This window comes from Streptomyces sp. NPDC001410 (assembly GCF_042895235.1).
Lineage (GTDB): Bacteria > Actinomycetota > Actinomycetes > Streptomycetales > Streptomycetaceae > Streptomyces.
On record NZ_JBIAWE010000003.1, the window covers coordinates 327,437 to 350,029 of the forward strand.

Here is a 22,593-nt window from a genome sequence, read left to right on the forward strand (position 1 = left end):
AATGCGGGAGGCATGGGGAGGCATGGGGGAGGGCCCCGCAGGCCGGGGCCCTGGTCGGGTGGGTCAGGGCCTGAGGAAGACGACCGAGCGGAGCTTCAGGCGGTCCGTGGCCGGGTTGCCGTGGGGGCGGAGGATCCAGGGGTCGCCGGTGCAGTCGGGCTCGGTGAAGACGATCGCGAACTCGTCGGTGTTGTTGTGCGGCGCGAAGGCGGGCTCGGAGGCGCCCGGGTCCGCGACTTCGGGCAGGGTGACGCACTCACCGCTGGGCGGGTCGTGCAGGGTGGCAGCCTGGGGCCGACCGTTCAGGCCGATGAACTTGTAGCCGAAGTCGCCGGTGGCGGCCTGGGCGGGCGTGGCCAGGACGGCGGTGAGCGCGATGGCACCGCAAACGGCGGCGACGGTGTTCCAAAGACGCACGGAGTTCTCGTTTCGTGAGGACGACCAAGGTCATCTGCAGCCCTGCTCCCCGCGAGCGCCTCGTATGCGGACCGTCGGAGCAGAAGCGTTCCGCTGTCACCCGTTCGGACGCGCCTCCGGTCGGCGTCCCGGTTGTCAGTGGCTCGTGCTAACCAGGTGGTGAACCGGGAGGTGGCCCCATGCTGCTCGACATGACCGCACCGCAGGCTCTTGCCGCCGTGACGGCGATCCGCGCAGGCGACGTGCCCGCCCTGCAGGACCTGCTCGCCGTGCATCCGGGCCTGGTCACGGCCCGGCTGGGCGACACGAAGACCGCCCGCACGCTCTTGCACATCGCCACGGACTGGCCCGGCCACCACCCGCGCGGCCCGCACACCGTCACTGCCCTGGTAGAGGCGGGAGCCGACGTGAACGCACGTTTCATCGGCCCGCACCGCGAGACACCCCTGCACTGGGCGGCCAGCAACGACGACGTGCCCGTGCTGGACGCCCTGCTCGATCTGGGCGCAGACATCGAAGCCGACGGCGGGGTGATCGGCGGCGGCACCCCGATCGCCGACGCGGTCGCCTTCGGCCAGTGGAACGCCGCTCGGCGTCTGCTGGACCGCGGTGCCCGCACCAGCCTGTGGCAGGCCGCCGCCCTCGGTGAAGCCGACCGCGTCACCGCCTGTTTCCCGCCCCAGGCCGAGCCACCGAGCCGCGAGGAGATCACCAACGCGCTGTGGTGCGCCTGCCACGGTGGACAACAGCCGGTCGCCGCCTACCTGTTGGAGCGCGGCGGTGACGTCGAGTGGATCGGTCACGACGGGCTGACCGCACTCGATGCCGCCGACAGATCCGGCCACCCCACCCTGGTCGCCCGGCTACGGGAGCAGGGAGCGATGTCGGCCGAGGGCCTCGCCTGACACCGCCTCGGCCGGACCGTCGCGTGCTGTGCGTCGCTCACCGGCCGGGCGCCCCCGTCCGCAGGCCGTCCAGGACGAGGTCGAGGAGCCAGGCGGCGCGTGCCTGCCAGTCTTCGTGCGGGTCGAGCTGCCACAGGCCCGCGATGGCGAGGAAGAAGTCCTCCGGGGTGACTCCGGGGCGGATCGTGCCAGCCTTCTCGTTGGCCCGGAGCAGGAGTTCCGCCGCGGAGGTCACCGGCGTGTGAGCCGGCTTTGCCGGGCTTCCCGGTGCGCTGGTGGCCTGGCGTATCGCGTCGGCCAGGCCGGCCTTGGCCATGGCGAACTCGGCGAGCCGGTCCATCCAGGCACGCAGGGCCTGCTCGGGCGCCCGCGTGTCGAGCAACTGAGCCGCGCTGTCGGCGACCTGCCGCATCTCGTGGCGGTAGATCTCCAGGACGAGTGCCTCACGGTTGGGGAAGTTGCGGTAGAACGTGCCCTGCCCGACGCCGGCTTTCCTGGCGATCACGCTGAGCGGGGCGTCCGCGCTGCGCGTCAGCTCGACGAGTGCCACTTCCAGGATGCGCTCGCGGTTGCGCTGTGCGTCGGACCGCAGCGGGGCGTCCTTCTTCTGTGGCACTCGTCCTCCTCAAGGGTTCTGGCCGAACCCCGCCCTTGCTAACCGGACAGCTGTCCGTATAGGTTCCTCGGGTAGCGGATAGCTGTCCGGTTGCGTCCACGGTAGCCGTGGACACCGCCCTGTGGCAGCCAGCAGTTGCCACCTTCTTCGGCCCAAGCATCCCGCACCTTCGATTCCCGCTCCGGCAGCGGCCTGCTCGACGCACTCTCCACAACCGTCCTGGAAAGCGAAAGAAGTTGTTCATGGCTTTATCGACGTCCAGTGTCATCACCCTGAAGATCAACGGCGAGAAGTACACACTGCCCGTCGACCACCGCACCACGCTGCTCGACGCACTGCGCGAGCGCCTCGATCTGACCGGCACCAAGAAGGGCTGCGATCAGGGCCAGTGCGGTGCCTGCACCGTCCTGCTGGACGGGCGCCGGACCGTCGCCTGCCTGCAACTGGCCGTGGCCGCCGAGGGCCGCGAGATCACCACCATCGAAGGCGTCGCCGACGGTGAGCAGTTGCACCGCGTGCAGCAGGCCTTCCTCGACCTCGACGGCTACCAGTGCGGCTACTGCACCCCCGGACAGATCTGTTCGGCGATCGGGATGATCCAGGAGCACGCGGCGGGCTGGCCGAGCGCGGTCACCGACGACGTACGGCCCGAAGCGGGACCACCACCCCTGAGCGCCGACGAGATCCGCGAGCGGATGAGCGGCAATCTGTGCCGCTGCGGCGCGTACGTCTCGATCGTCGAGGCGGTGGCCCGGGCGGCCGAGGCCGGAACGGACACCGGAACAGCCACGGTGGCGCGCACCAGTTCCGAAGCCGAGGCCAAGGAGGCTGTGGCATGAGGGAGTTCAGCTACCAGCGGGCCTCCGACGTCGCCGGCGCCGTCGCACTGCTCGGTACCGATCCGGACACGCGCTTCCTCGGCGGCGGCACCAACCTGGTCGACCTCATGAAGGCCGGCGTCGAACGCCCCGCCCACCTCGTCGACATCCGCGAACTCCCGCTCGACGAGATCGAGTCGACGCCGCAGGGCGGTCTGCGCATCGGGGCCACCGTCACCAACGGCGACCTGGCGGCCCACCCCGAAGTCCGGCGCCGCTACCCGGCGCTGGCACAGGCGGTGCTGGCCGGCGCGTCCGGGCAGTTGCGCAACATGGCCACGGTCGGCGGCAACCTGCTCCAGCGCACCCGCTGCGGCTATTTCACCGATGTCACCAAGCCCTGCAACAAGCGTGCCGCCGACAGCGGTTGCCCCGCCGTCGAGGGCGAACACCACAACCACGCGATCCTCGGCGCATCGGACCACTGTGTGGCCGTACACCCCTCGGACATGGCTGTCGCACTCACCGCCTTCGACGCCGTCGTCTCGTACGAAACCGCGGACGGGCCGGGCGAGTTGCCGCTCCGCGAGTTCTACCTGCCCGTCGGCGACACCCCGCACCGCGAGACCGCCCTGCCGCCAGGCGCGCTGATCACCGGCGTCACCCTGCCGCCCACCCCCACGGCTGCCAACTCCCGTTACCGCAAGGTGCGCGAGCGCGCCTCGTACGCGTTCGCCATCGGCTCGGTCGCCGCCGCCCTCGACATCCGTGACGGCGTCGTCCGGGACGCACGTCTGGCGCTCGGCGCGGTCGCCTCCCACCCGTGGCGGGCCGTCGCGGCCGAACGCGTCCTGACCGGCGCGCCGGCCGACGCCGAGACCTACGCCGCGGCGGCGGCCGCCGAGCTGACGGCCGCGCGGCCGCTGCCGCACAACGGCTACAAGGTGACCCTGATGCACAACCTCGTGGTGGCCCTGCTGACCGAACTCGCCGAGGAGGCCGCCCGATGACCACCGTCACCACCAGGACACCCACGTCGACGCCTTCCGTCGGCACCGCGCACACCCGCGTGGAGGGCAGGGACAAGGTCACCGGAGCGGCCCGCTACGCGGGCGAGGTCCCCTTCGCCGACCTCGCGCACGGCTGGCTGGTCCTGTCCACGGTCGCCCGCGGCCGCATCCGCGAGATCGACACCGCTCCCGTCCTCGAACTCCCGGGCGTCCTTGCCGTCCTGGACCACCGCAACGCCCCGCGTGTAGAGACCGACTACGCCGGACTGATGGGATCGAAGCCCGACTTGACCTGCGCCGTCTTCCAGCACGACCGGGTGCCGCACATGGGCTGGCCGGTGGCGCTGGTCGTCGCCGAGACGTCCGAGCAGGCCAGGGAGGCCGCCGAGGCGCTCGTGGTGCACTACGAACAGGAGCCCCACGACATCGACTTCACGGGTGAACACCCGGACGCCTACCCGCTGGACGGCCATATGCCCGCGGTGGCGGAGAAGGGGGACCTCGACGCCGAACTCGCCGCGTCGGCCGTCGCCCTCGACGCCGAGTACACCACCCCCGAAGAACACCACAACCCGATGGAACCGCACGCGGCGACCGTCCGCTGGGACGGCGGCCGACTCGAAGTGGTCGACTCCAACCAGGGCGCCACCTGGGTCGTCGGCGAACTCGCGAGCCTCTTCTCGCTCGACCCGGCCTCGGTGCACGTACGCTCCGAACACGTCGGTGGCGGCTTCGGCAGCAAGGGTGTCCGCGCCCACCAGGTGGCCGCCGTGATGGCCGCGACCGTGCTGCAACGCCCGGTACGCGTGGTCCTGACCCGCCGACAGATGTTCTCGCTCGCCGGATACCGCAGCCCCACCGTCCAGCGCGTCAGGCTCGGCGCCGACGCCGACGGACGGCTGCGCGCACTGGAGCACCGCTCGGTCAGCCTCACCTCCACCGTGCACGAGTTCGTCGAACCGAGCGCCGGGGTGGCCCGGGTGATGTACGACGCCGACGCCCACCACACCGCCAATCGCGTCGTACGGCTCGACGTACCGACCCCGACGTGGATGCGCGCCCCGGGTGAGGCATCGGGGTCGTTCGCGCTGGAGGCGGCGCTCGACGAACTCGCCGAACAGTGCGGGATCGACCCGATCGAGCTGCGCCTGCGCAACGAACCCGACAAGGGGCCGGTCTCCGGCCTGCCCTTCGCGGGCCGCAATCTGCCCGCCTGCTTCCGCGAAGGCGCCCGACGGTTCGGCTGGGCGGACCGGGACCCGCGTCCGGGCCTGCGCCGGGACGGTCGCTGGCTGCTCGGCACCGGCACGGCCGCGGCCTCCTTCCACGCGGGTGCCATGCCGTCCACGGCTGCCGTGACCGCGCACCCGGACGGCACCTTCACCGTCCGGATCGCCGCGGCCGACATCGGCACCGGGGCCCGTACCGCACTCACCCTGGTCGCCGCCGACGCGCTGCACGTGCCTCCGGAGCGGGTCCGCGTACGCATCGGTGACAGCGACTTCGGACCGGCGATGATCGCCGGCGGATCCATGGGCACCCGCTCGTGGGCGTGGGCGGTCACGGCCGCGGCCGACGAGCTGCGCGACAGGCTGGGCCTGGGCACCGGCATCCCGCCGGAGGGCATCACGGTGCGGTCGGACACCACCGCGGCCATCGGCGCCCTCGCCCCCGCCGAACGCCACTCCTTCGGGGCGCAGTTCGCCGAGGTGGCCGTGGACGTCACCACCGGCGAGGTGCGCGTGCGGCGCATGCTCGGCATCTTCGCGGCAGGCCGGATCGTCAACCCGCTCACGGCCCGCGGCCAGTTCACCGGCGGCATGATCTGGGGCATCTCCATGGCCCTGCACGAGGAGGCGATCCGGGACCGAGCCTCGGGCGGCCACGTCGGAGCCGACCTCGCGGGCTACCACGTGGCCACGCACGCCGACGTACCGGACATCGAGGCCGACTGGATCGACGACTCGGACCCGAGGGATCCGGTCGGGATCAAGGGCATCGGAGAGATCGGCGTCGTGGGTGCCGCGGCCGCCATCGCCAACGCGGTCTGGCACGCGACCGGCGTACGCCACCGCAGCCTGCCCATCCGACCGGACCGCGTCGTCCAGGCCGGGGTACCAAGTGCTTGACATCGCCGAGCAGTTGCTCCACTGGATCGAGGAGGGCCGGGACTTCGCCGTAGCCACCGTGCTGGCGGTGGGCGGCAGCGCACCGCGCGGTCCCGGCGCCGCCCTCGCCGTCGACAGCGAGGGCACCGTCATCGGCTCGGTCTCCGGCGGGTGTGTGGAGGGCGCGGTCTACGAGCTGTGCCGGCGGGCGCTCGGGACGGGCGAGAGCGTCACGGAACGGTTCGGGTACAGCGACGAGGACGCCTTCGCCGTGGGACTGACCTGCGGCGGGACGATCGACGTGCTGATCACGCCGGTGGGCGGGCACGCACCCGCCCGGACGGTCCTTGCGTCGGCTCTGTCGGCCGCTGTCCGGGGCGAACCGGCGGCCCTGGCCCGGGTCGCCCGTGGCCCGGCCGAACTCCTGGGCCGGGCCCTGCTGGTACGACCCGACGGCACGTACGAGGGCGCTCTCGGCGGCCACGCCCAGCTGGACCTGACGGCGGCGGCCGAGGCCCGGGCCCTGCTGGAGGCCGGGCGCACCGGCACGGTGGACGTCGCCGCGGACGGCTCGCACTGTCCCGGCGGCCTCACCCTGCTGGTCGAATCGAACATGCCGCCCCCGCGGATGATCGTCTTCGGCGCGGTCGACTTCGCCTCGGCGCTGGCGCGGGCCGGCAAGTTCCTCGGCTACCACGTGACCGTCTGCGACGCCCGCCCCGTCTTCGCCACGCGGGCCCGTTTCCCCGACGCCGACGAGGTCGTCGTCGACTGGCCGCACCGCTATCTGCGGCGCACCGCGACCGACGCCCGTACGGTCCTGTGCGTGCTCACCCACGACGCGAAGTTCGACGTACCCCTGTTGAAGGCGGCCCTCGCGATGCCGGTGGCGTTCGTCGGTGCGATGGGCTCGCGCCGCACCCACGAGGAACGAAATCGGCGTCTGCGGGAAGAGGGCGTGAGCGAGCGGGAGCTGGCTCGACTGCGCTCCCCGATCGGCCTCGACCTCGGCGCCCGTACGCCGGAGGAGACCGCCCTGTCGATCGTGGCGGAGATCGTTGCCGCCGGACGCGGCGGGACGGGCGTTCCTCTGACCGGCACGAAGACGCCGATCCACCACCGCCAGAAGGGACGCGACGAGGCTACGGCCGCCTGAGGGTCGATGCCGGCCCCACCGGGCTCAGGCCCGGGGGCACAGCACGAAGTCCGCGTAGGCGCGCCAGGTGAGGTCGGCGCCGAGTTCGGTGAGCGCGTCACGAATCCTGCGGAGGTGAGCCGGGGTCAGCTGGAGCGGGGGCTCGTCGGGCTGGTAGGTGGTGCGGACCGGGTAGTCCACGCCGGGCTCGGTGGTCATCTCGATGTGGCAGCCGAGCACATGGGTGACGGGCCGGCGGTCGGCGAACTCGATCAGACGGTCGATGCTGCGGGCGAAGGCGGGGACGTCCTCGATGTAGAGCCGCCCGGGATACACGCTGTCGCCGGTGAGCAGAAGGCCGGTGGCCGGGTCGTAGTACGTGACGGCCGCCTGGTGATGCCCCGGGGTGGCCAGACACTCCAGCACCCGGCCGCCCAGGTCGACGCGGGCCAGGGCGTCCGGGTCCGCGTCGAACCCGAAGTACCGCCAGGCGCCGGCGCGGTCGGCCCCCACCACCGTCGTGTCGGGGCGATCGGTGAACTGGTCGTCGCCGGCGACATGGTCGCCGTGCCCGTGGGTGTGCAGCACCAGCAGCTGGTAACCGTCGCGGGGGTGCCGGGTGAGCCAGTCCGCGAGGAGCCCGTCGACCACCCGGCGCAGGGGGAAGAGCTCGGCGGACCCGGTGGCGCCGGTGTCGATCAGCACCGCCCGTTCGTTGCCGCACAGCAGGAACAGGAACGGCGCCTCATAGTGCACCGCCATGTTCTGCCGCAGGATGAACGTGTGCTCGTCATAGGCATGGACCTGGATGTCCGGGTCGGTGTTGTGCTTGGCCGACGGCGAGCCATGGATCCACCGCACGTCCAGTGGACGGGCCTGGGGAGGGGCGCTGCTGAAGTCGATCAGGTGCGTGCCAGTGTCCACGATGCCTCCGAGCGTGCGTCGTCTTGGCGGGCCGGGTACGGCGCACATCTCGTCCGGGGCAGGCACGTCAGAGCCTCCGACGGGACGCTACCACGGCGTCCGACGGGGCCCATGGCCGTCGTCGCACGTCCTGCCGTGCACGCCGCAGGGGCCTTGGACGGCGGCCGCCGTAGGGACCCTGGGCGGCGGCATCACGGCGCCCCGACACTTCCGCCCGCCGCGTCCGACAGAGGAGCCGGCTCGGCCGGCTGGTCGGCGAGCAGGCAGGCGGTGAGTGCCGCGATGTCGTCCTGGAGGCGGTTGTGGCTGTAGGCCATCAGGTCGCCGTGGAGCTGTTCCAGCAGCTCCCGCGGCGGAAGGGGTCCCCAGGAGCGCAGCCGCTCGAGGAGGGGGTAGAAGGTGCCGTGGGGGTCGCGGGTCTCCGTGATGCCGTCCGTGTACAGCAGGAGCTGGTCGCCGGGCCGGAAGTCGTAGACGTCGACGTTGTACGGCGCTCCGACCAGCACGCCGAGGTTCAACGGCGGAGCCGACCGCCCCCGGTCCAGCTCGCGCACCTCGTCGGAACGGATGAGGAGCGGGGGCGGATGACCGCAGTTGACGATCCGGACGAGATGACCTTCGGTCGGGATCTCGGCGAAGACGGCGGTGACGAACCGCTCGCCCACCTCGCCTCCGCCGAGCAGCATCGCCCTGCGGCCCATGCTGACCTCCACGCGGTCGGCCAGGGAGGGCAGATCGGGTTCGTCGTGCGCCGCCTCGCGGAACGCGCCCAACAGGGTGGCGGCGGTCTCGACCGCGAGCAGACCCTTGCCGCGGACGTCGCCGATGAGCAGCCGGACCCCGTACGAGGTGGGGACGGCCTCGTAGAGGTCGCCGCCGATGCGCGCCTCCGCGGCGGCGGAGAGGTAGAGGCTTTCCAGCAGAAGGTTGCCGATCCGGTGCGGCACCGGCCGCAGCAGGACACGCTGCGCGATCTCGGCCACGAAGCGCACGTCGGCGAGCGTGCGTTCACGGCGGGTCCGGTGGGCGGCCAGGACCGTGCCGATTGCGCCCACCAGGATGGTGCAGATGTAGGAGGCCACGTAGTGGCGCTCCCACAGGTAGCCGACGGACCGGCCCGCACAGCAAGGGGTACCGGCCAGGACCCCTTCGAAGAGGACCGCGAAGACCGTGACGGCGGCGACCCCGAGCGGACCCTGGGTGAAGGCGGCCAGCAGCGGCACGGTGATCAGCGCGAAGCTCACCGGCCAGTCCACCGGCGTGAAGGGTTCGATCAGCAGAAGGGCCGCGACGAACAGCGCCGGAAGCCAGCGCATCCACGCCGGAGGCGCGGGCAGCTGGGTCCGTACGGCCATGCCGGCCTCCGGCTCCCGACGGGTACGCCCGAGCCTCACCCGGTGCTCCCGCACGCGCCCGTCGCCGGAGCCGCCGACTCAGCCCGGGAAGCGTGCCGTGCCGGTGGACGACTTGTCTGACGGTTCGGCTTACGCGGCCTTCGCACACCGGACTCCTGATCGCACGACCCCTGCAAGAGGTCCAGCCTCCTGTGCGGGGTCCCGGCACACCGGTGATTGCTCCACTTGGCGGCATGTTCGCGAGGCCGGGGTCATGGGTGGAGGACGGTGTCCGCCGGATGGGGGAGAGGGATGTGAGGGATACGACCTGCGCGTGACGCGGCGTGTGAGTCTGCCGACGAGGGTGGATCTCCCAAGGGGAGAAAGGGGGGGGACCTTCGATGGACCGGGTGGATCGGACGGACCGTTTGGACCGGGCGGGGCGGCTGGCGGCGTACGGGGCGGCTCTGGTGATGACGCCGTACGCGTTGATCAAGATCTCATGGGTGGTCGGGGCGGCGGCGGGGCTGCTCCCCATCGGTGACGGGTTCGACCTGACCGGGTGGTCGGCGCTCAACACGGCGACCATCGGCATGGCAGCCATCGGGATCGCCGTGTCCCTCGCCCTCGTACGGCCCTGGGGAATGCGGATGCCGGGACCGCTGGTGGCGTTCGTCGCCTGGGTGGGCACGGGGTTCCTCGTTCCCTTACTGCCGTATGCCGTACTGGACTCGCTGCTGGGCCTGTCGGACGGCACGCCCCACGGCCATGAAGACTCCAGTCCTGCCATGCCGGGTTGGGAAGCCGCGCTGATCCAGATCAGCTTCGTGGGGATGGGACTGGGCCTCGCACTCGCCTTGCCCGCCTACCTTCGACGGCGTTGGCCTCAGGTGTTCGCGGGGCGGGTCGGAGACTACGGCGAGCGCAGCCCACGGCCCGCGCTGTGGGCGGCCGGCATCGCGACGGTGATCGGGATCGTCTGGGTCTATTGGGCGCTCGGCGGCACGGCCGGTGTCGCGCGTCCCGCGGACCAGGAGGCCGGCGGACGGCTGCTCACGGGGGTGTGGGGGATGTGGGCGCTCGTCGCCTCAGCTGCCACGTGGATGCTCATCCGGCGCCGGCCTGCCCGTCTGCCCCGCTGGGTCCCCTTGGCACTCGGCTGGCTGGGGACCGGCTCGCTGTTCGCGTGGAGCGGCTGGAGGCTGCCGATCACGCTGTACGTCGCGATCGCGCACCCCGCCGATGTGTCGCTGCCGGAGAACCTCGCGTTCGCGGCCGTTCTGCACGCCGCCGCCGTGGCTGCAGGCGCGGCCATGCTGCCGGTACTCGTCCGCTCCCGCAGGCTTCCCACCGCACACGACGCCGCCAAGGCCTCCGCGTGACGACCGGACTTCCGCCCGCGCCGGGGCCAAGTGCCCTCCGATGCGGGCGGATTGCGGCGACGGCAGTGGGAACGCCGAACCATCCGAGACGACTTCGACGGCAGGGCCTTGGACTGTTGGGCCCATCGCCCACCAGGCCGCACTTCATCTCGCGGCCGTCCTCACGTGGGCTCGGACGACCACGTGCCGGCTCAGTTCGTGGTCGGCCAGGGAACCGTGGTCTGGGCCGGGGCGGCGTAGTCGGTTCCGGGGACGTGCCACCCGTAGAGCCGGCCGACCTGCGCCTGGAACCAGTCGGTGTCCGCGAGTTCGGCCAGCGTGTCGGTGGCCGCGGCGGCCCAGCGTTCGTGGACGGCGTCCTGAACCTTGTCGTCCATCTCCCAGCCGTCGAGGCGGATCCGCTGCTCCTCGTCGAGCTGGAGCGGCACCGCACCGGTGAGCTGTTGCCAGAGCGTGGCGGCCTGCTGAGCGGTGCTCTGGAAGTCGTTGCCGAGGACGGCGCGGAGAAGACTGGTGTAGAGGGCGATGGACGGGATGGCGGTCGAGGCCTGGGTGACAGCCGCGCCGGCGACCACGGTGTGGGCCTGTCCGCCGAGCGGCGCCAAGTCCTGCTGGAGGCGGCGCGCGGTGTCCTCCAGATGCTGCTTGGCCGCGCCGATGGTGCCGGCCCGGTAGATCGGTGCGGTCAGGTCGGAGCCCACGTAGGAGAGCGCTACCGTGTGGAAGCCGTCGTGGATGAGGCCACGGTCCGCGAGGGCGTCGATCCACAGCTTCCAGTCGGCGCCGCCCATGACGTGCACGGTCGAGTCGCGCTCCGCGTCGTCGGCCGGCTCGAGTTCCAGGGCGCCGACGAGTGGGGTGTCGCCGTCGAACTGCAGGGTCTTGGCCCGGTAGGCGGATCCCAGGGGCTTGATCACCGAGTGGTGGACCTCGCCGGTGGCCGGGTCGGTGCGGCGGGGCGCGGCGACGCTGTAGATGAGGTAGTCGACCTTGCCGTACCGGGCAGCGAGGTGGTCCAGTGCCTGCTCCTTGGCCGCGACGGAGAAGGCGTCTGCGTTGAGGAAGGCGAAATCGCTGTCCGGTCCGGCGAGTGCTGCGGTACGGGCCGTCCGGTACCAGCCGCCGGAGGCGGTACGGCGCTCGGTCTCGGGGGCCTCGAAGGCGATGCCGATCCCGCGCATACCGTAGGTGCGCAACGCGGCGACGGTGGCGGCGAGTCCATAGCCGGCGCTGGAGCCGATGATCAGGGCAACCGGCCCCGCCGCGCCGGCCGGGCCGGTAGGTGCGGGGGTGCGCTGCCACAACTCGTCGACGACAGCGGCGCAGCCCTCGGGATGGGAGTTGACGTAAAGGAAGCCACGATTGCCGGGCTTGATCTCGCGGAGAGTCATCGATTTCCTTCGTGCTGAGGAGCCACCGCCCGGTGAAGAGCGTGCGCCAGGCCGGTCAGGCCTCCATCCTGTCCGGTCAACCTGTATGGGGATGTGGCGACATGTGCCAGGGTCCGGTCAAGAATCTTGTCGATGTCGTTCTCATCCACGCGGCACGGTGTCCCGACCAACGCATGGACGGCCTGGTGCCTCTCCGACAGACGCTCACGTCGGGGTTCGCGTGGCCCGGCGTGCCGGCATGTTGCTCGCCATGGCGGTGCTGCCCGGGCGACGCTGGTGCTGCCCACCGCCGGCCCGGCCGCGGCGGCGCCGGTGGCCTGGACCATCGGCGCGGGCGCGGACCAGCCTCTCGTCGTCCCGGCCCGCGTCACCGGACTCTCCGTCACCGCGACCGGCGCCGCAGGCCAGCACGGGTCCGACTGCGGTGCCGGTGAGGGGACGTTCCCGGCAGGTGCCGGGGGCGGTGCCAGTGGCGTCGACGGCGGACCCGGCCTCAACGTCTGCCACGACCCCAGCACCGGCCCCGGCTGCAACTGGCCCACCCCGCAACCCCGGCCGCGCCCCGCCACCACCGGCCCCGCACCCCCGCTCGACAGCGGCCGGGTGCGGGGCCCGTTCCGTGCGGCGCGAGCAGACCCTTCCGGTCACAGACCCGAGCCCTCTCGTTCGGATCCCGCTGGGCTTGTGATCCGAACGAAAGACGCTAGGCCTCCCGCCCCACGGAGGTGAACGACATGTCCGGGTAGCGGTCGCCCGCCACCTGGCCCGCGATCGGCTCCAGCAGCGACAGTTCGTCGGCGGTCAGTGTGATCCGGGTGGCTGCGGTGTTCTCCAGAAGGCGGCTGCGCTTACGGGTCCCGGGGATCGGTACGACGGTCAGGTCGTGCACCTGGGCCCGCTGGTGCACCCAGGCGAGGGCGATCTGCGCCGTGGTGGCGCCGCGGTCGGCCGCGAGCTTGCGCAGGGGCTCCAGGAGGGCGGCGTTCGCCTTGGCGTTGTCGCCGGTGAAGCGCGGCTGATACTGGCGGAAGTCGCTGCTGGAGAGATCCGTGCCCGCGTCGACGAAGGCACCGGTCAGGAAGCCCCGGCCCAGCGGCGAGTACGGCACGAACGCGACCCCCAGCTCCGCGGCCGCGCCCACCGCGCTGCGCTCTACGTCCCGGCTGAAGACCGACCACTCCGACTGCAGCGCGGTGATCGGGTGCACGGCGTGCGCCTCGCGCAGCTCGGCGCCGGTGACCTCGCTCAGGCCGAGGTGTCTGACCTTGCCCTCCCGGACGAGTTCGGCCATGGCGCCGACGGACTCGGCGAGCGGGACGGCGGGGTCGCGCCGGTGCATGTAGTACAGGTCGATGACCTCGACGTTCAGGCGGCGCAGGCTCGCCTCGACCGCGCTCTTCACGTAGGCGGGTTCATTGCGGATACCGCGGTAGCGCGGGTCGTCGGCGCGGCGCTCGATGCCGAACTTGGTGGCCAGAGTGATTTCGTCGCGGTGCGCGGCCACGAACGGCGCGAGGAACTCCTCGTTGGCGCCGGAGCCGTACATGTCGGCGGTGTCGATGAGGGTGACACCCGCCTCGAGAGTGGCCTCCAGGGTGTCGCGGGCCGCCGCGACGTCCGTCTCGCCGTACGCGTCGCTGATGCCCATGGCGCCGAAGCCCTGCACGCCCACGAGGGGGCCGCCGTTGCCCAGCTGGACCTTGCGGATCTGTTCGATGGCGTTGCTCATGCCCGTCACGCTAGATCGTTCGAGTGCGCTCGAAGCAACTGCTTTCCGGACACCGATCGGCGGTTTCCGCGCGCCCTTTCACAGGTCGGCCGCCGCGGTGAGGAGTATAGTATTCATCGTCTGATGAATTACGTGACTGATGAATTACTGCTCTCGTGATCGTGAAGGGCAGGACCGCGATGGAACAAACCACGTGCTGTGTAGTGGGAGGCGGTCCCGCGGGCATGGTGCTCGCCCTGCTGCTGGCCCGGGCCGGCGTCGCGGTGACGGTCCTGGAGAAGCACGGCGACTTCCTGCGCGACTTCCGCGGCGACACTGTCCACCCCTCCACCCTGGCTCTTCTGGACGACCTGGGGCTGGCCGAGCGCTTCGCCCAGCTGCCGCAGCGCCGGGTGAACACCGTCCAGCTGCCGGTCGGAGCCGGCCGTTCGACGGTCACCGTCGCCGACCTCACGGTGCTGCGCGGACCGTACAACTACGTGGCGATGGTGCCCCAGTGGGACCTGCTGGACCTGCTCGCGGACGAGGCCCGGCGCGAGCCGTCCTTCCAGCTGAGGATGAACACCGAGGCGACGTCCTTCCTGATCGAGTCCGGACGGGTCACCGGGGTGCGCTACCGCACCGCCGACGGCCGTACCGGCGAGTTGCGGGCTGTGCTGACCGTCGCCTGTGACGGCCGTGGATCACTGGCGCGCTCCCTGCCGGAACTGGGGCTGCGCAGCTTCACCTGCCCGATGGACGCCTGGTGGTTCCGCCTGCCACGGCAGGAGGGCGACCCGCGCGGTCTCGTCGGCAGCGCCGGGGACCGCTTCCTGACCGCGATGATCGACCGCGGTGACTACTGGCAGTGCGCCGGACTCATTCCGAAGGGCACCGACGCACAGCGCCGTGCGGCGGGCCTGGACCGCTTCCAGGCCCAGTTCACCGCGGCCGTCCCGTGGATCGCCGACCGCTCGCACGCCCTGCGCTCGTGGGACGAGGTCAAGCTCCTGGACGTACGCCTGGACCGGCTGCGCCGCTGGCACCGTCCCGGGCTGCTGTGCATCGGCGACGCGGCGCACGCGATGTCCCCGGTCTTCGGTATCGGGATCAACCTCGCGGTCCAGGACGCCGTGGCCGCCGCACGCCATCTGATCGAGCCACTGCGCAAGGGGACCGTGGGCCTGCGCGACGTACGCGGTGTGCAGCGCCGGCGCCTTCCGACCACGGTCGCCACGCAGGCGCTCCAGCGCACGGCACACGCCCTCTTCATCGGCCCCGTCCTGCAGGGCCGTCCGCCTCTCGGCAGCCCGGAGCGGGCCCAGCGCCTCGCACGCCGGGTCGCCGGATCGCGATGGATGCGACGCCTGCCCGCGTACTTCATCGGATACGGCGCACTCCGGGAACGTCCACCCGCGGTGGCCGTCCGCTAGCCGCCAGGCACGCGAGCGCTTCGGGCCGTGTCAGTCGAGCGCGGCCACGGCCCTGCCGCGCGCGTCGTGCACCGGCACCGCCCCATGGAACGAAATCCAGCCCCAGTTCCTGTTCGACCATGCCGTATCCGTCCTGCCGTGCCTGGCCGAGGACTTGGGTGAGATCCATGGGCGACGTGCGAGTCATACGGGCAGCTGCTGTTCGGTCCAGATGACCTTGCCGTCAGGCGTGTAGCGCGTGCCCCAGCGGTCGGCGAACTGGGCCACGAGGAAGAGGCCGCGGCCGCCCTCGTCCATGGTGGTGGCCCGGCGCAGGTGCGGGGAGACGCTGCTCCCGTCGGACACTTCGCAGATGAGGGTGCGGTCGCGGATCAGGCGCACGCTGATCGGACCGGTCGCGTGCCGGATGGCGTTGGTGACCAGCTCGCTGAGGATCAGTTCCAGGGTGAACGCCTCCTCGTCCAGACCCCATCTGTGCATCAGCCTGTCGGCGCAGGCCCGCACGCCGGCGACGGCCGAGGGATCGGAGGGCACGTCCCAGACCGCGGTACGGTGGCTGTCGAGCAGCCGGGTGCGAGCGACCAGCAGGGCCACGTCGTCGCGGGGTGCCGTCGGCAGCAGCGCGTCCATCACGACCTGGCATATCTCTTCCGGCGTCAGTCCGGCGTGTGCGATGGTGCGGCGCAGCTGCTCGATCCCCTCGTCGATGTCACGATGCCGCTCCTCGATCAGGCCGTTGGTGTACAGCACGAGGGCGCTGCTCGCGGGCAGGCGTATCTCCGCCTTCTCGTAGGGCAGCCCGCCCAGCCCCAGCGGGGGACCGGCCGGCACCCCGGCCAGGTCTGCGCGGCCGTCCGGGTGCACGATCAGGGGGTCCAGGTGGCCGGCTCTGGCCATGGTGCACAGGCCGGACACCGGGTCGTAGATCGCGTACAGGCACGTGGCACCCGTGAGCGTCGGCGCTTCGCCGTTCTCCTCGTCCCGGTCCTGGTCGATGCGGGTGACGAGTTCGTCGAGGTACCAGAGCAACTCGTCGGGCGGCAGGTCGAGGGTGGAGAAGTTGTGGACGGCGGTGCGCAGTTGCCCCATGGTGGCGGCGGCGTGCAGACCGTGCCCCACGACGTCGCCCACCACGAACGCGACGCGGGCCCCAGGCAGGGGGATGACGTCGAACCAGTCGCCGCCGACACCCCCGAGCCCCGCCTCGGCCGGCAGATAGCGGTGGGCCACCTCGACAGCGCTCTGCTCGGGAAGCGCGTGCGGCAGAAGGCTGCGCTGCAGTGCGACGGCCATGGCGTGCTCCCGAGTGAAGCGGCGGGCGTTGTCGATGCTCACCGCGGCGCGGGCGACCAGCTCCTCGGCAACCGAGAGGTCTTCCGGACCGAAGGGCGCGGGCTCCTTCGACCGCCAGAAGGTCGCCACCCCGAGGATCACCCCGCGGGCCCGCAGCGGAGCCGCGATCATGGAGTGAATGCCATAGGCCACCAGCCTGCGAGCCCGGTCGGGGGCTTGTACCTGCCAGCCGGAGAACGCCGCCATGTCGGCCTCCAGCACCATCCGCCCGGAACCGAACCCGGAGGCCTGCGGCGTGGAGGCGTCGAAGTGGATGAGCCGGCCGGGCGGATACAGCGGTGTGTCCTCCCGGATGCCGTGCAGGGCCACACGCCGCAACTCCGCCATGTTCGCCAGGTTCGGTTCCTCACCCCGCAGGACGGCGTCGGCCAGGTCGACGGTCACGTAGTCGGCGAACCTGGGCACGGCCAGTTCGGCCAGCTCCTCGGCCGTACGGGTCACGTTGAGCGTCGTGCCGATGCGGATGCCGGCGTCGTACAGCAGCTTGAGCCGTTCCTGTACGTCCTCCACGCGGCCCATCAGCGCGCTGAGCTCCGTCGTGTCCCGCAGGGTCGCGACCGCGCCCCCTGGCCCGGGCTGCTGCGCCATGGGGCGCAGGCTGATCGCCAGCAGCCGGTCGCCGACCCTGATCACCTGGTCGGTGGTCGCGGTGGCGGACAGCAGCAGCCGCTCCGCGCTCGGCTCGAGGCCCAGACTCTCCACGGGCCGGCCCTCCACGTCCGCCGCGAGCCCGAGCAACCGTCGTGCCTCGTCGTTGGCCAGGAGCAGACCGCCTTGCGGATCGACGATCAGAACACCTTCGCGCACCGCGTGCAGAACGGCGTCGTGGTGCTCGTACATCCGTGTCATCTGCACCGGGCCGAGACCGTGTGTCTGACGGCGCAGCCGCCTGCTGATCAGCGCGGTTCCGCCGGTGGCCGCCAGGAGCACCACGCCGGTCGCGACCAGGACGAGCGGTACCTGCCGGTCCGCAGCCCCGCTCACCTGCTTGACCGTGATGCCCGCGGAGACCAGGCCGATGACCTTCCCGTCGGACGAGGTGACCGGGACGACGGTCCGCACCGAGCGGCCCAGCGTCCCCGTGGTGGTCTCGGTGACGATGCCACCGTGCTGCGCCGCCGCGATGCTGCCGATGTAGTGCTCGCCGATCCGCGCCGGATTCGGATGGGTGTAGCGAATGCCTTCCGGACTCATCACCACGATGAAGTCCACCTTGGCGCGCTTGCGGACCTCCTCGGCCTGCGGCTGGAGCGCGGCGGCGGGGTTCGGGCCTTCCAGGCCCTGACGTACCGACGGGGACGAGGCGACGGCCGAGGCCACGGCGAGTGTGCGGTTGCGGGCCTCGCGCTCGGCGTCCGCCCGGGACTGCAGCAGCAGGGCGACGACGGCCGCCGCCACCAGGACCACGATGATGAAGACCTGCAGGATGAAGACCTGGCCGGAGACGGTGCGCAGCCCCTGCCAGGACCGCAGACGCCCGGGCCGCCGGTCCATAGACCCATCTAACCTCGGCTCCAACGCGCCATCATCCTTGAACGACCGCCATGCCCCGCCCTTCACGTCACGTGCCCGCATGCGTGCACGCAGCGAGCGGTACTGAGCGGGTTCCGCGCGCCGCCGCGCTCCCTCAGACGTGCGTCGTCAAGATCATGTAGGGCGCGGTCCTGGTCTCCGCCGGGTCGTCCTGCCCGGCTGCGTCGACGGGGAGCTTGGGCAGGTCCACGGCGGGGGAGGGGAAACCGGCCTCGGTCAGGAAGGACCGGTAGCGATCGAGGGAGCGGTCGTGGGTGACGCTGGTCATCGTGGTGCCGTCGCGGCGCCGGAGCAGTGTGGGCACGGTGTCGCCGTCTGCGTACCCGGCTCCTGGTTCGCCGTGGCGCAAGGTGGAGAAGGCGACACCGGTCGTGGCCGGGTTGAGGTCGGCGAGGAGATACGGGGCACCGGGCCGCAGGACACGGTGGATCTCGGCGGTGAGGGCGGCCAGCCGGTCGTCGTCCGGGTCGGTGCAGTACACCAGGCCGCACACGGCACCGTCGACGCTGTCGTAGGCGAGCCAGGGCACGGTGCGGCCGTCGAACAGCCGGTAGGAGACACGAGGGTGCCAGCGGTCGGCGAGGGCGATGTCCAGCATGTCCGCCGACGGGTCGAGCGCCTGGACCGTCCACTCCCCGCCGCCGGCGAGCTGCGCCGCGATCGCACCGGTGCCGCACCCGACGTCCAGCACGAGCCGGTCCGGGCCCGGGCTGCGGCCGAGCCGCTGCAGCACCGCCGGGAAGATCAGCTTCTCGGCCAGCCGCATGTCACGGTCCCGGTAGGCGTCGGCTGCGGCGGTGGTGTCCCAGCCGAGGGGGCATCGCCGGCGGTCAAGGGTCGCTGCCTCCTGCACTGAACCTGGCCCGGACTCCTGAAGAAGGGCGCTCGGCGGCAGCCTGACACAGGAAACGGCGATGGCAGTCCGTGGCGCAGGGAGATTCCCTCGACAGCGCATCCGCCCTGCGCACGGTTGACATCTGGAGCCGTACCCGCACCGCAAGCTGCTACGGCAGTCCCCACGCCGGCCCCGGCTCGCTTCCGGCGACGGGCGCGATGACGAGGTCGGGTCGGGCACCGGAGTGGACGAGCACCTCGCGGCCTCGGGGCAGGTCGATGGCCAGGGCGCCGTCGCCGAGGTCCTGGGTGTGGGCCGGGGTACCGTCGTCCAGCAGCACGGTGAGGGTGCCGCTGAGGCCGTGCCGGAGCTTGAGCGGTTCGCCTGCCAGGCTCCTGATCCGGATGAAGCGGGTCGCCCCCGCCTTTCGTACGGCGCTGACCAGGAAGGCGCCCTGGGTGCGGAAGTTGTGCAGGGTGACGTCCGCCCAGGCGGACGGGACGGCCGGGAAGACGCGGACCATGCCGCCCCAGCTCTGGCAGAACATGTCGTGCAGGGACTGCGAGGCGGACAGCGGGGTCTCGATGACCGGACCGGCCTCGGTGTAGTGCGTGTTGGCGCGGCAGGGGAAGCGGGTCGTGGGGTCGAAGAACTTGCGCAGATAGGTGATCGCGGTGTCGCCGTCGCCGGTCATCGCGTACATCGCGGCGGCCCCGGTGTAGCTGTAGCCCCGGTGGGCGCCGGTCAGTGCGTGCCAGCGGGTCACCGACTTCGTGATCAGGTCGCGGCTCTCGGGCTGGTCCCAGTTGACGAGGTACAGCGGGTACACCATCAGCAGGTGCGAGTAGTGCCGGTGCGACTGGGCGTACGGTGTGTCCGCGCCGATCATGAAGCCGTTGTCGTCGACCGGGTACGGCGTGAGTCTGGCCAGCACCTCCTGCCAGCGTGGCATCAACTCGTCGTCGATGCCGAGCAGTCGGGCGGACTCGATCAGTGTCTGGCAGCCCCAGCGGATCAGGGCCAGGTCGTAGTTGGTGTCCTGCGGCGGCACGATGGGGTACTCGGGCGAGAGCGTGCTCGGCAGATGGAGCCTGCCGTCGCTGCCCGGGGTGAGGAAGTGCAGGTAGTAGTTGATGGCCCTGCGCAGCACCGGGAAGATCGTGTTGCGCAGCAGGGCCTTGTCCATGGAGTGCCGGTAGGACAGCCACACGTTGTGCAGCGCCCAGGTGAGGTCACCGGTCTCGGCGCCGCTGCCCGGCACGCCCACGCCGCGGTCGGCGAACATGTCGGAGCTGCGGCCGATGCCGGAGCTGTCCGCGCGGTAGGCGGCGGGCACGTTGGCGATGAGCTGTTCCTGGCTCTGCCGCAGCGTGGTGGCGAGGGCGTCGAGTTCCGGGTGGTTGAAGCCATGGATGAGCCAGTACTCCAGCTGGACGTTGAGGTTCCACCAGACAGCGGGCCAGGGGGTGGGCTCCAGCCAGGGCCCGGAGGTGGCCATGACGGGGCCGCCCGCGCGGCTGGCGGAGGCGACCTTGTAGAGCTGGATCCAGTGGAAGCTCTGCAGTCGCTGGTCGGGGAACGAGACGAAGCTCTTCCGGTAGAACTCGTGCCACCAGCGCAGGTGCCGTCGCCTGAGGGCGCCGTACGACGTCACGCGCCGGAGGTTGCGCAGCGAGGCGGCCTCGGCGGCGGTGTCGGAGGGCGAGCTGTGTCCGACGCTCAGCAGCAGGTCGTCCCCGGTGCGGCGGTACGCGGTGGCGGTCTGGCCCCCGCCGGTGAGCGCCTGGAGCACCTGTTCGGCGCCGTCGGCGGCGGTCCGCGTGGTCCAGGGCGGGTTGGCGGTGTAACCGGCGGGCGGGGCCTCGCTGATGCGCCGGGGGCTGACGGCCTCCTCCGGATGGAAGGTCCAGGTGACCCGCTCGCCGCCGTCGGCTCGCACCCGGGCGGCCAAGACCTCGTCGTGGATGAGGGCGGAGAGGGTGAGCGTACCCGCGGTGGTGGTGATGGTGCCGGTGAGTTCGGCGTTCCACAGGCTGAGCCGCCAGTCGACGGCGGTGATGGTGCCGACCGGTTCGAGCGTGAGATGCCCTACCGGGAGGCGGCAGGTGCCCCACCCGCTGCCGAACTCGGGCCGGTGGTCCTGGACGCGGCCGTGCTGGACGGTGAAGCGGACCTGGTTGGCGCCCGGCTCCTGGTGGACCATGCTGCCGAGCAGCCCGTCCCCGAGGAACGGACCCTCGTGCCACAGGGCGGGCATCCTGGTCCACAGCAGGTCCTGACCGCGCAGGAACCCTTCCCAGGCGTCGTCGGTCGTCATGGTGTCGCGCAGTCGCCATGGGCGCCTGACGGCCCCGTCCGCCGGACCGGGTCTGCCGGATCCCGTCGCCTGTGCGGGTAACTCGGCGTGGGCCGGCCCGGTCAGGGCCACCGTTGCCGCTCCGCCCAGCGCGGTGCCGAGCACGGCTCTGCGGGGCACCGGCGAGCGCTTCTCCGGCTGCGAGGTCATCGTCGTCCTCCCGGGCTGACAGATCGTCGAAACATCGGGTGTATGGCGGAACCTAGGAGTGCTGCATGTGCCTGTCAACCACCCAGGCAGTCATGAGCCCGTGACACATCCGATGTATGGAGAGATCAGGCCGCGCCGGTGAGGAGAGGAAGGTAGCCCTGCGACTGCCCGGGTGCCGTGGGGTGGTACGACTCGGTCAGATCCAGCCAGTCGACGCTGTGCAGCCAGGGGGTGGACGAGCAGATCTCGTGCCCGGCGAAGGCGGCCCGGGGGTCGGCGAAAGTGAACCCGTGGTCGACGGCGCGCTTGGCGATCACCCTGTTGAGCTGGTCCACGGCCGCGTTGAGCGCCGACCTCTCGGTGTCCGCGAGGCCGCCCGAACAGGTGCCGTGGAGCTGGTAGATGTGCGGGTAGCCGAGCACCACGACGTGCGCGGCGGGTGCCTTGCCACGGATGGCCGAGTAGAGACGGTCCAGATTGCCCGGGAGGGTCCCGTCCATGAAGGTCCGCGCCTTGGTGACGGCGGAGAAACATGCCTTGGTGCCGGGCAGTACGCAGGTCGCCATCACACTGGAGAAACCCGAGTCGCTGCCGCCGACGGTGATGCTGACCAGATCGGTACGGGGACTCAGCGGGCCGAGCTGGCTCGACATGACGTCGCTCGTGCGGGCGCCGTTGCACGCCGTGAAGCTGAACGACGCCGGCGCATGGGCCGCGGCCCACAGGACCGGGTACGCCCGGCCGCTGCGCAGGCAGTCCGAGGCGGAGGTGAAGTAGCTGCCGGCTCCGACACCGGCCGAATAGGAGTCACCGAGAGCCACGTAGTCGAGGGCTTCGGAGTGCATGGCCTCGGTGCTCGGCGCCGCCGGCGCCGTCGCGGGACCGGCGAGGGTACAGGCGGCCGCGAGGACGGCGGAGGACGCATGGGACGCTATTCGGGACCGGCTCATAACTCTCCTGTACCGCGGCCCGGTCACTCCCGCCCGCGAGCGCCGTCCTTCCCGCTCAGCCGTGTTGACAAAGCCCTGCGGCAATGCCGCCGCTGCAGTACGCCGCCCTGGAGAGGTGCACCGGCCGGAGCCGGGCGCGCGCGATGGTGTGCCGTCTCCTCGGCACAGTTCACCCGGTGAGCCGTCACCCGTTCGGCGGCGTGCCCGGCCCGGTCGGCGCTGACGGCCGTGAACG

At 71.5% G+C, this 22,593-nt stretch carries 18 protein-coding genes and 1 riboswitch; of the genes, 7 read left to right on the top strand and 11 right to left on the bottom strand.

The window, feature by feature from the left end:
- Positions 1-63 precede the first annotated feature (63 nt).
- Positions 64-417 (bottom strand): hypothetical protein, encoded by a 354-nt coding sequence (locus ACFY3C_RS08155; RefSeq protein ID WP_390770172.1) that lies wholly within the window; start codon positions 415-417, stop codon positions 64-66.
- Between the two features lie 179 nt (positions 418-596).
- Between ACFY3C_RS08155 and ACFY3C_RS08160 the strand changes: the two genes are divergently transcribed.
- The gene (locus ACFY3C_RS08160; RefSeq protein ID WP_390770173.1) at positions 597-1,322 is read left to right on the top strand and encodes an ankyrin repeat domain-containing protein; all 726 of its coding nucleotides are present in this window, start codon (positions 597-599) and stop codon (positions 1,320-1,322) included.
- A gap of 37 nt (positions 1,323-1,359) precedes the next feature.
- Here the strand turns inward: ACFY3C_RS08160 and ACFY3C_RS08165 are convergent, their stop codons facing one another.
- Entirely contained in the window at positions 1,360-1,938 is a 579-nt protein-coding gene (locus tag ACFY3C_RS08165; RefSeq protein WP_386577455.1) for a TetR/AcrR family transcriptional regulator, read from the bottom strand.
- Between the two features lie 242 nt (positions 1,939-2,180).
- On the opposite strand from ACFY3C_RS08165, the gene ACFY3C_RS08170 reads away from it, so the two are divergent.
- From ACFY3C_RS08170 to ACFY3C_RS08185, 4 genes are read left to right on the top strand one after another with little or no spacing between them, the layout of a single operon-like run.
- Positions 2,181-2,777, top strand: a complete 597-nt coding sequence (locus ACFY3C_RS08170; protein ID WP_390770174.1) for a (2Fe-2S)-binding protein — start codon at positions 2,181-2,183, stop codon at positions 2,775-2,777.
- Positions 2,774-3,766: an FAD binding domain-containing protein gene (locus ACFY3C_RS08175; protein ID WP_390770175.1), complete on the top strand. Its 993-nt coding sequence runs from the start codon at positions 2,774-2,776 to the stop codon at positions 3,764-3,766. Before ACFY3C_RS08170 ends, ACFY3C_RS08175 begins: the two co-directional genes overlap by 4 nt.
- Positions 3,763-5,895, top strand: a complete 2,133-nt coding sequence (locus ACFY3C_RS08180; protein WP_390770176.1) for a xanthine dehydrogenase family protein molybdopterin-binding subunit — start codon at positions 3,763-3,765, stop codon at positions 5,893-5,895. Before ACFY3C_RS08175 ends, ACFY3C_RS08180 begins: the two co-directional genes overlap by 4 nt.
- A complete protein-coding gene (locus ACFY3C_RS08185) occupies positions 5,888-7,030 on the top strand; it encodes an XdhC family protein (RefSeq protein ID WP_390770177.1) in 1,143 nt (380 codons plus the stop codon). The genes ACFY3C_RS08180 and ACFY3C_RS08185 overlap by 8 nt, the downstream gene beginning before the upstream one ends.
- Positions 7,031-7,054: 24 nt before the next feature.
- On the opposite strand, the gene ACFY3C_RS08190 is transcribed toward ACFY3C_RS08185, so the two are convergent.
- Positions 7,055-7,933: an MBL fold metallo-hydrolase gene (locus ACFY3C_RS08190; RefSeq protein WP_386577450.1), complete on the bottom strand. Its 879-nt coding sequence runs from the start codon at positions 7,931-7,933 to the stop codon at positions 7,055-7,057.
- 12 nt (positions 7,934-7,945) lie between these two features.
- A riboswitch (guanidine-III (ykkC-III) riboswitch) is annotated at positions 7,946-8,013 on the bottom strand.
- 111 nt (positions 8,014-8,124) lie between these two features.
- Complete coding sequence (locus tag ACFY3C_RS08195) at positions 8,125-9,288, bottom strand: PP2C family protein-serine/threonine phosphatase (RefSeq protein WP_390770178.1); 1,164 nt, start codon at positions 9,286-9,288, stop codon at positions 8,125-8,127.
- Positions 9,289-9,668: 380 nt separating this feature from the next.
- Here ACFY3C_RS08195 and ACFY3C_RS08200 point away from each other — a divergent pair, with 380 nt between their 5' ends.
- On the top strand, positions 9,669-10,649 hold the full coding sequence (locus ACFY3C_RS08200; RefSeq protein WP_390770179.1) for a hypothetical protein: 981 nt from the start codon (positions 9,669-9,671) through the stop codon (positions 10,647-10,649).
- A gap of 191 nt (positions 10,650-10,840) precedes the next feature.
- Here ACFY3C_RS08200 and ACFY3C_RS08205 read toward each other — a convergent pair whose 3' ends face one another.
- The 3 genes from ACFY3C_RS08205 to ACFY3C_RS08215 all read right to left on the bottom strand — a co-directional run bounded on the left by ACFY3C_RS08205 (position 10,841) and on the right by ACFY3C_RS08215 (position 13,769).
- Entirely contained in the window at positions 10,841-12,040 is a 1,200-nt protein-coding gene (locus ACFY3C_RS08205) for an enoyl-[acyl-carrier-protein] reductase FabV (RefSeq protein WP_390770180.1), read from the bottom strand.
- A 204-nt stretch (positions 12,041-12,244) separates the two neighbouring features.
- On the bottom strand, positions 12,245-12,547 hold the full coding sequence (locus ACFY3C_RS08210) for a hypothetical protein (RefSeq protein ID WP_390770181.1): 303 nt from the start codon (positions 12,545-12,547) through the stop codon (positions 12,245-12,247).
- A 196-nt stretch (positions 12,548-12,743) separates the two neighbouring features.
- On the bottom strand, positions 12,744-13,769 hold the full coding sequence (locus ACFY3C_RS08215) for an aldo/keto reductase (protein WP_390770182.1): 1,026 nt from the start codon (positions 13,767-13,769) through the stop codon (positions 12,744-12,746).
- Positions 13,770-13,948: 179 nt separating this feature from the next.
- Here ACFY3C_RS08215 and ACFY3C_RS08220 point away from each other — a divergent pair, with 179 nt between their 5' ends.
- Positions 13,949-15,181 carry an FAD-dependent oxidoreductase gene (locus ACFY3C_RS08220; RefSeq protein WP_390770183.1) on the top strand — a complete coding sequence of 411 codons (1,233 nt, stop codon included), beginning with the start codon at positions 13,949-13,951 and terminating at the stop codon, positions 15,179-15,181.
- Positions 15,182-15,364: 183 nt separating this feature from the next.
- Here ACFY3C_RS08220 and ACFY3C_RS08225 read toward each other — a convergent pair whose 3' ends face one another.
- The 4 genes from ACFY3C_RS08225 to ACFY3C_RS08240 all read right to left on the bottom strand — a co-directional run bounded on the left by ACFY3C_RS08225 (position 15,365) and on the right by ACFY3C_RS08240 (position 22,358).
- Entirely contained in the window at positions 15,365-18,028 is a 2,664-nt protein-coding gene (locus ACFY3C_RS08225; RefSeq protein ID WP_390770184.1) for a SpoIIE family protein phosphatase, read from the bottom strand.
- Positions 18,029-18,161: 133 nt separating this feature from the next.
- Positions 18,162-18,920, bottom strand: a complete 759-nt coding sequence (locus ACFY3C_RS08230; RefSeq protein WP_390770185.1) for a class I SAM-dependent methyltransferase — start codon at positions 18,918-18,920, stop codon at positions 18,162-18,164.
- Positions 18,921-19,071: 151 nt separating this feature from the next.
- Positions 19,072-21,408, bottom strand: a complete 2,337-nt coding sequence (locus tag ACFY3C_RS08235) for a Tat pathway signal sequence domain protein (RefSeq protein ID WP_390770186.1) — start codon at positions 21,406-21,408, stop codon at positions 19,072-19,074.
- Positions 21,409-21,533: 125 nt separating this feature from the next.
- A complete protein-coding gene (locus ACFY3C_RS08240) occupies positions 21,534-22,358 on the bottom strand; it encodes an SGNH/GDSL hydrolase family protein (protein WP_390770187.1) in 825 nt (274 codons plus the stop codon).
- Between the last annotated feature and the right edge of the window lie 235 nt (positions 22,359-22,593).

Bases quoted from the DNA above. Each gene is read 5' to 3' on its own strand.
- ACFY3C_RS08160 (WP_390770173.1), top strand. From the start codon at position 597: ATGCTGCTCGACATGACCGCACCGCAGGCTCTTGCCGCCGTGACGGCG.
- ACFY3C_RS08170 (WP_390770174.1), top strand. From the start codon at position 2,181: ATGGCTTTATCGACGTCCAGTGTCATCACCCTGAAGATCAACGGCGAG.
- ACFY3C_RS08175 (WP_390770175.1), top strand. From the start codon at position 2,774: ATGAGGGAGTTCAGCTACCAGCGGGCCTCCGACGTCGCCGGCGCCGTC.
- ACFY3C_RS08180 (WP_390770176.1), top strand. From the start codon at position 3,763: ATGACCACCGTCACCACCAGGACACCCACGTCGACGCCTTCCGTCGGC.
- ACFY3C_RS08195 (WP_390770178.1), bottom strand. From the start codon at position 9,288: ATGGCCGTACGGACCCAGCTGCCCGCGCCTCCGGCGTGGATGCGCTGG.
- ACFY3C_RS08200 (WP_390770179.1), top strand. From the start codon at position 9,669: ATGGACCGGGTGGATCGGACGGACCGTTTGGACCGGGCGGGGCGGCTG.
- ACFY3C_RS08205 (WP_390770180.1), bottom strand. From the start codon at position 12,040: ATGACTCTCCGCGAGATCAAGCCCGGCAATCGTGGCTTCCTTTACGTC.
- ACFY3C_RS08215 (WP_390770182.1), bottom strand. From the start codon at position 13,769: ATGAGCAACGCCATCGAACAGATCCGCAAGGTCCAGCTGGGCAACGGC.
- ACFY3C_RS08220 (WP_390770183.1), top strand. From the start codon at position 13,949: ATGGAACAAACCACGTGCTGTGTAGTGGGAGGCGGTCCCGCGGGCATG.
- ACFY3C_RS08225 (WP_390770184.1), bottom strand. From the start codon at position 18,028: ATGGACCGGCGGCCCGGGCGTCTGCGGTCCTGGCAGGGGCTGCGCACC.
- ACFY3C_RS08235 (WP_390770186.1), bottom strand. From the start codon at position 21,408: ATGACCTCGCAGCCGGAGAAGCGCTCGCCGGTGCCCCGCAGAGCCGTG.
- ACFY3C_RS08240 (WP_390770187.1), bottom strand. From the start codon at position 22,358: ATGAGCCGGTCCCGAATAGCGTCCCATGCGTCCTCCGCCGTCCTCGCG.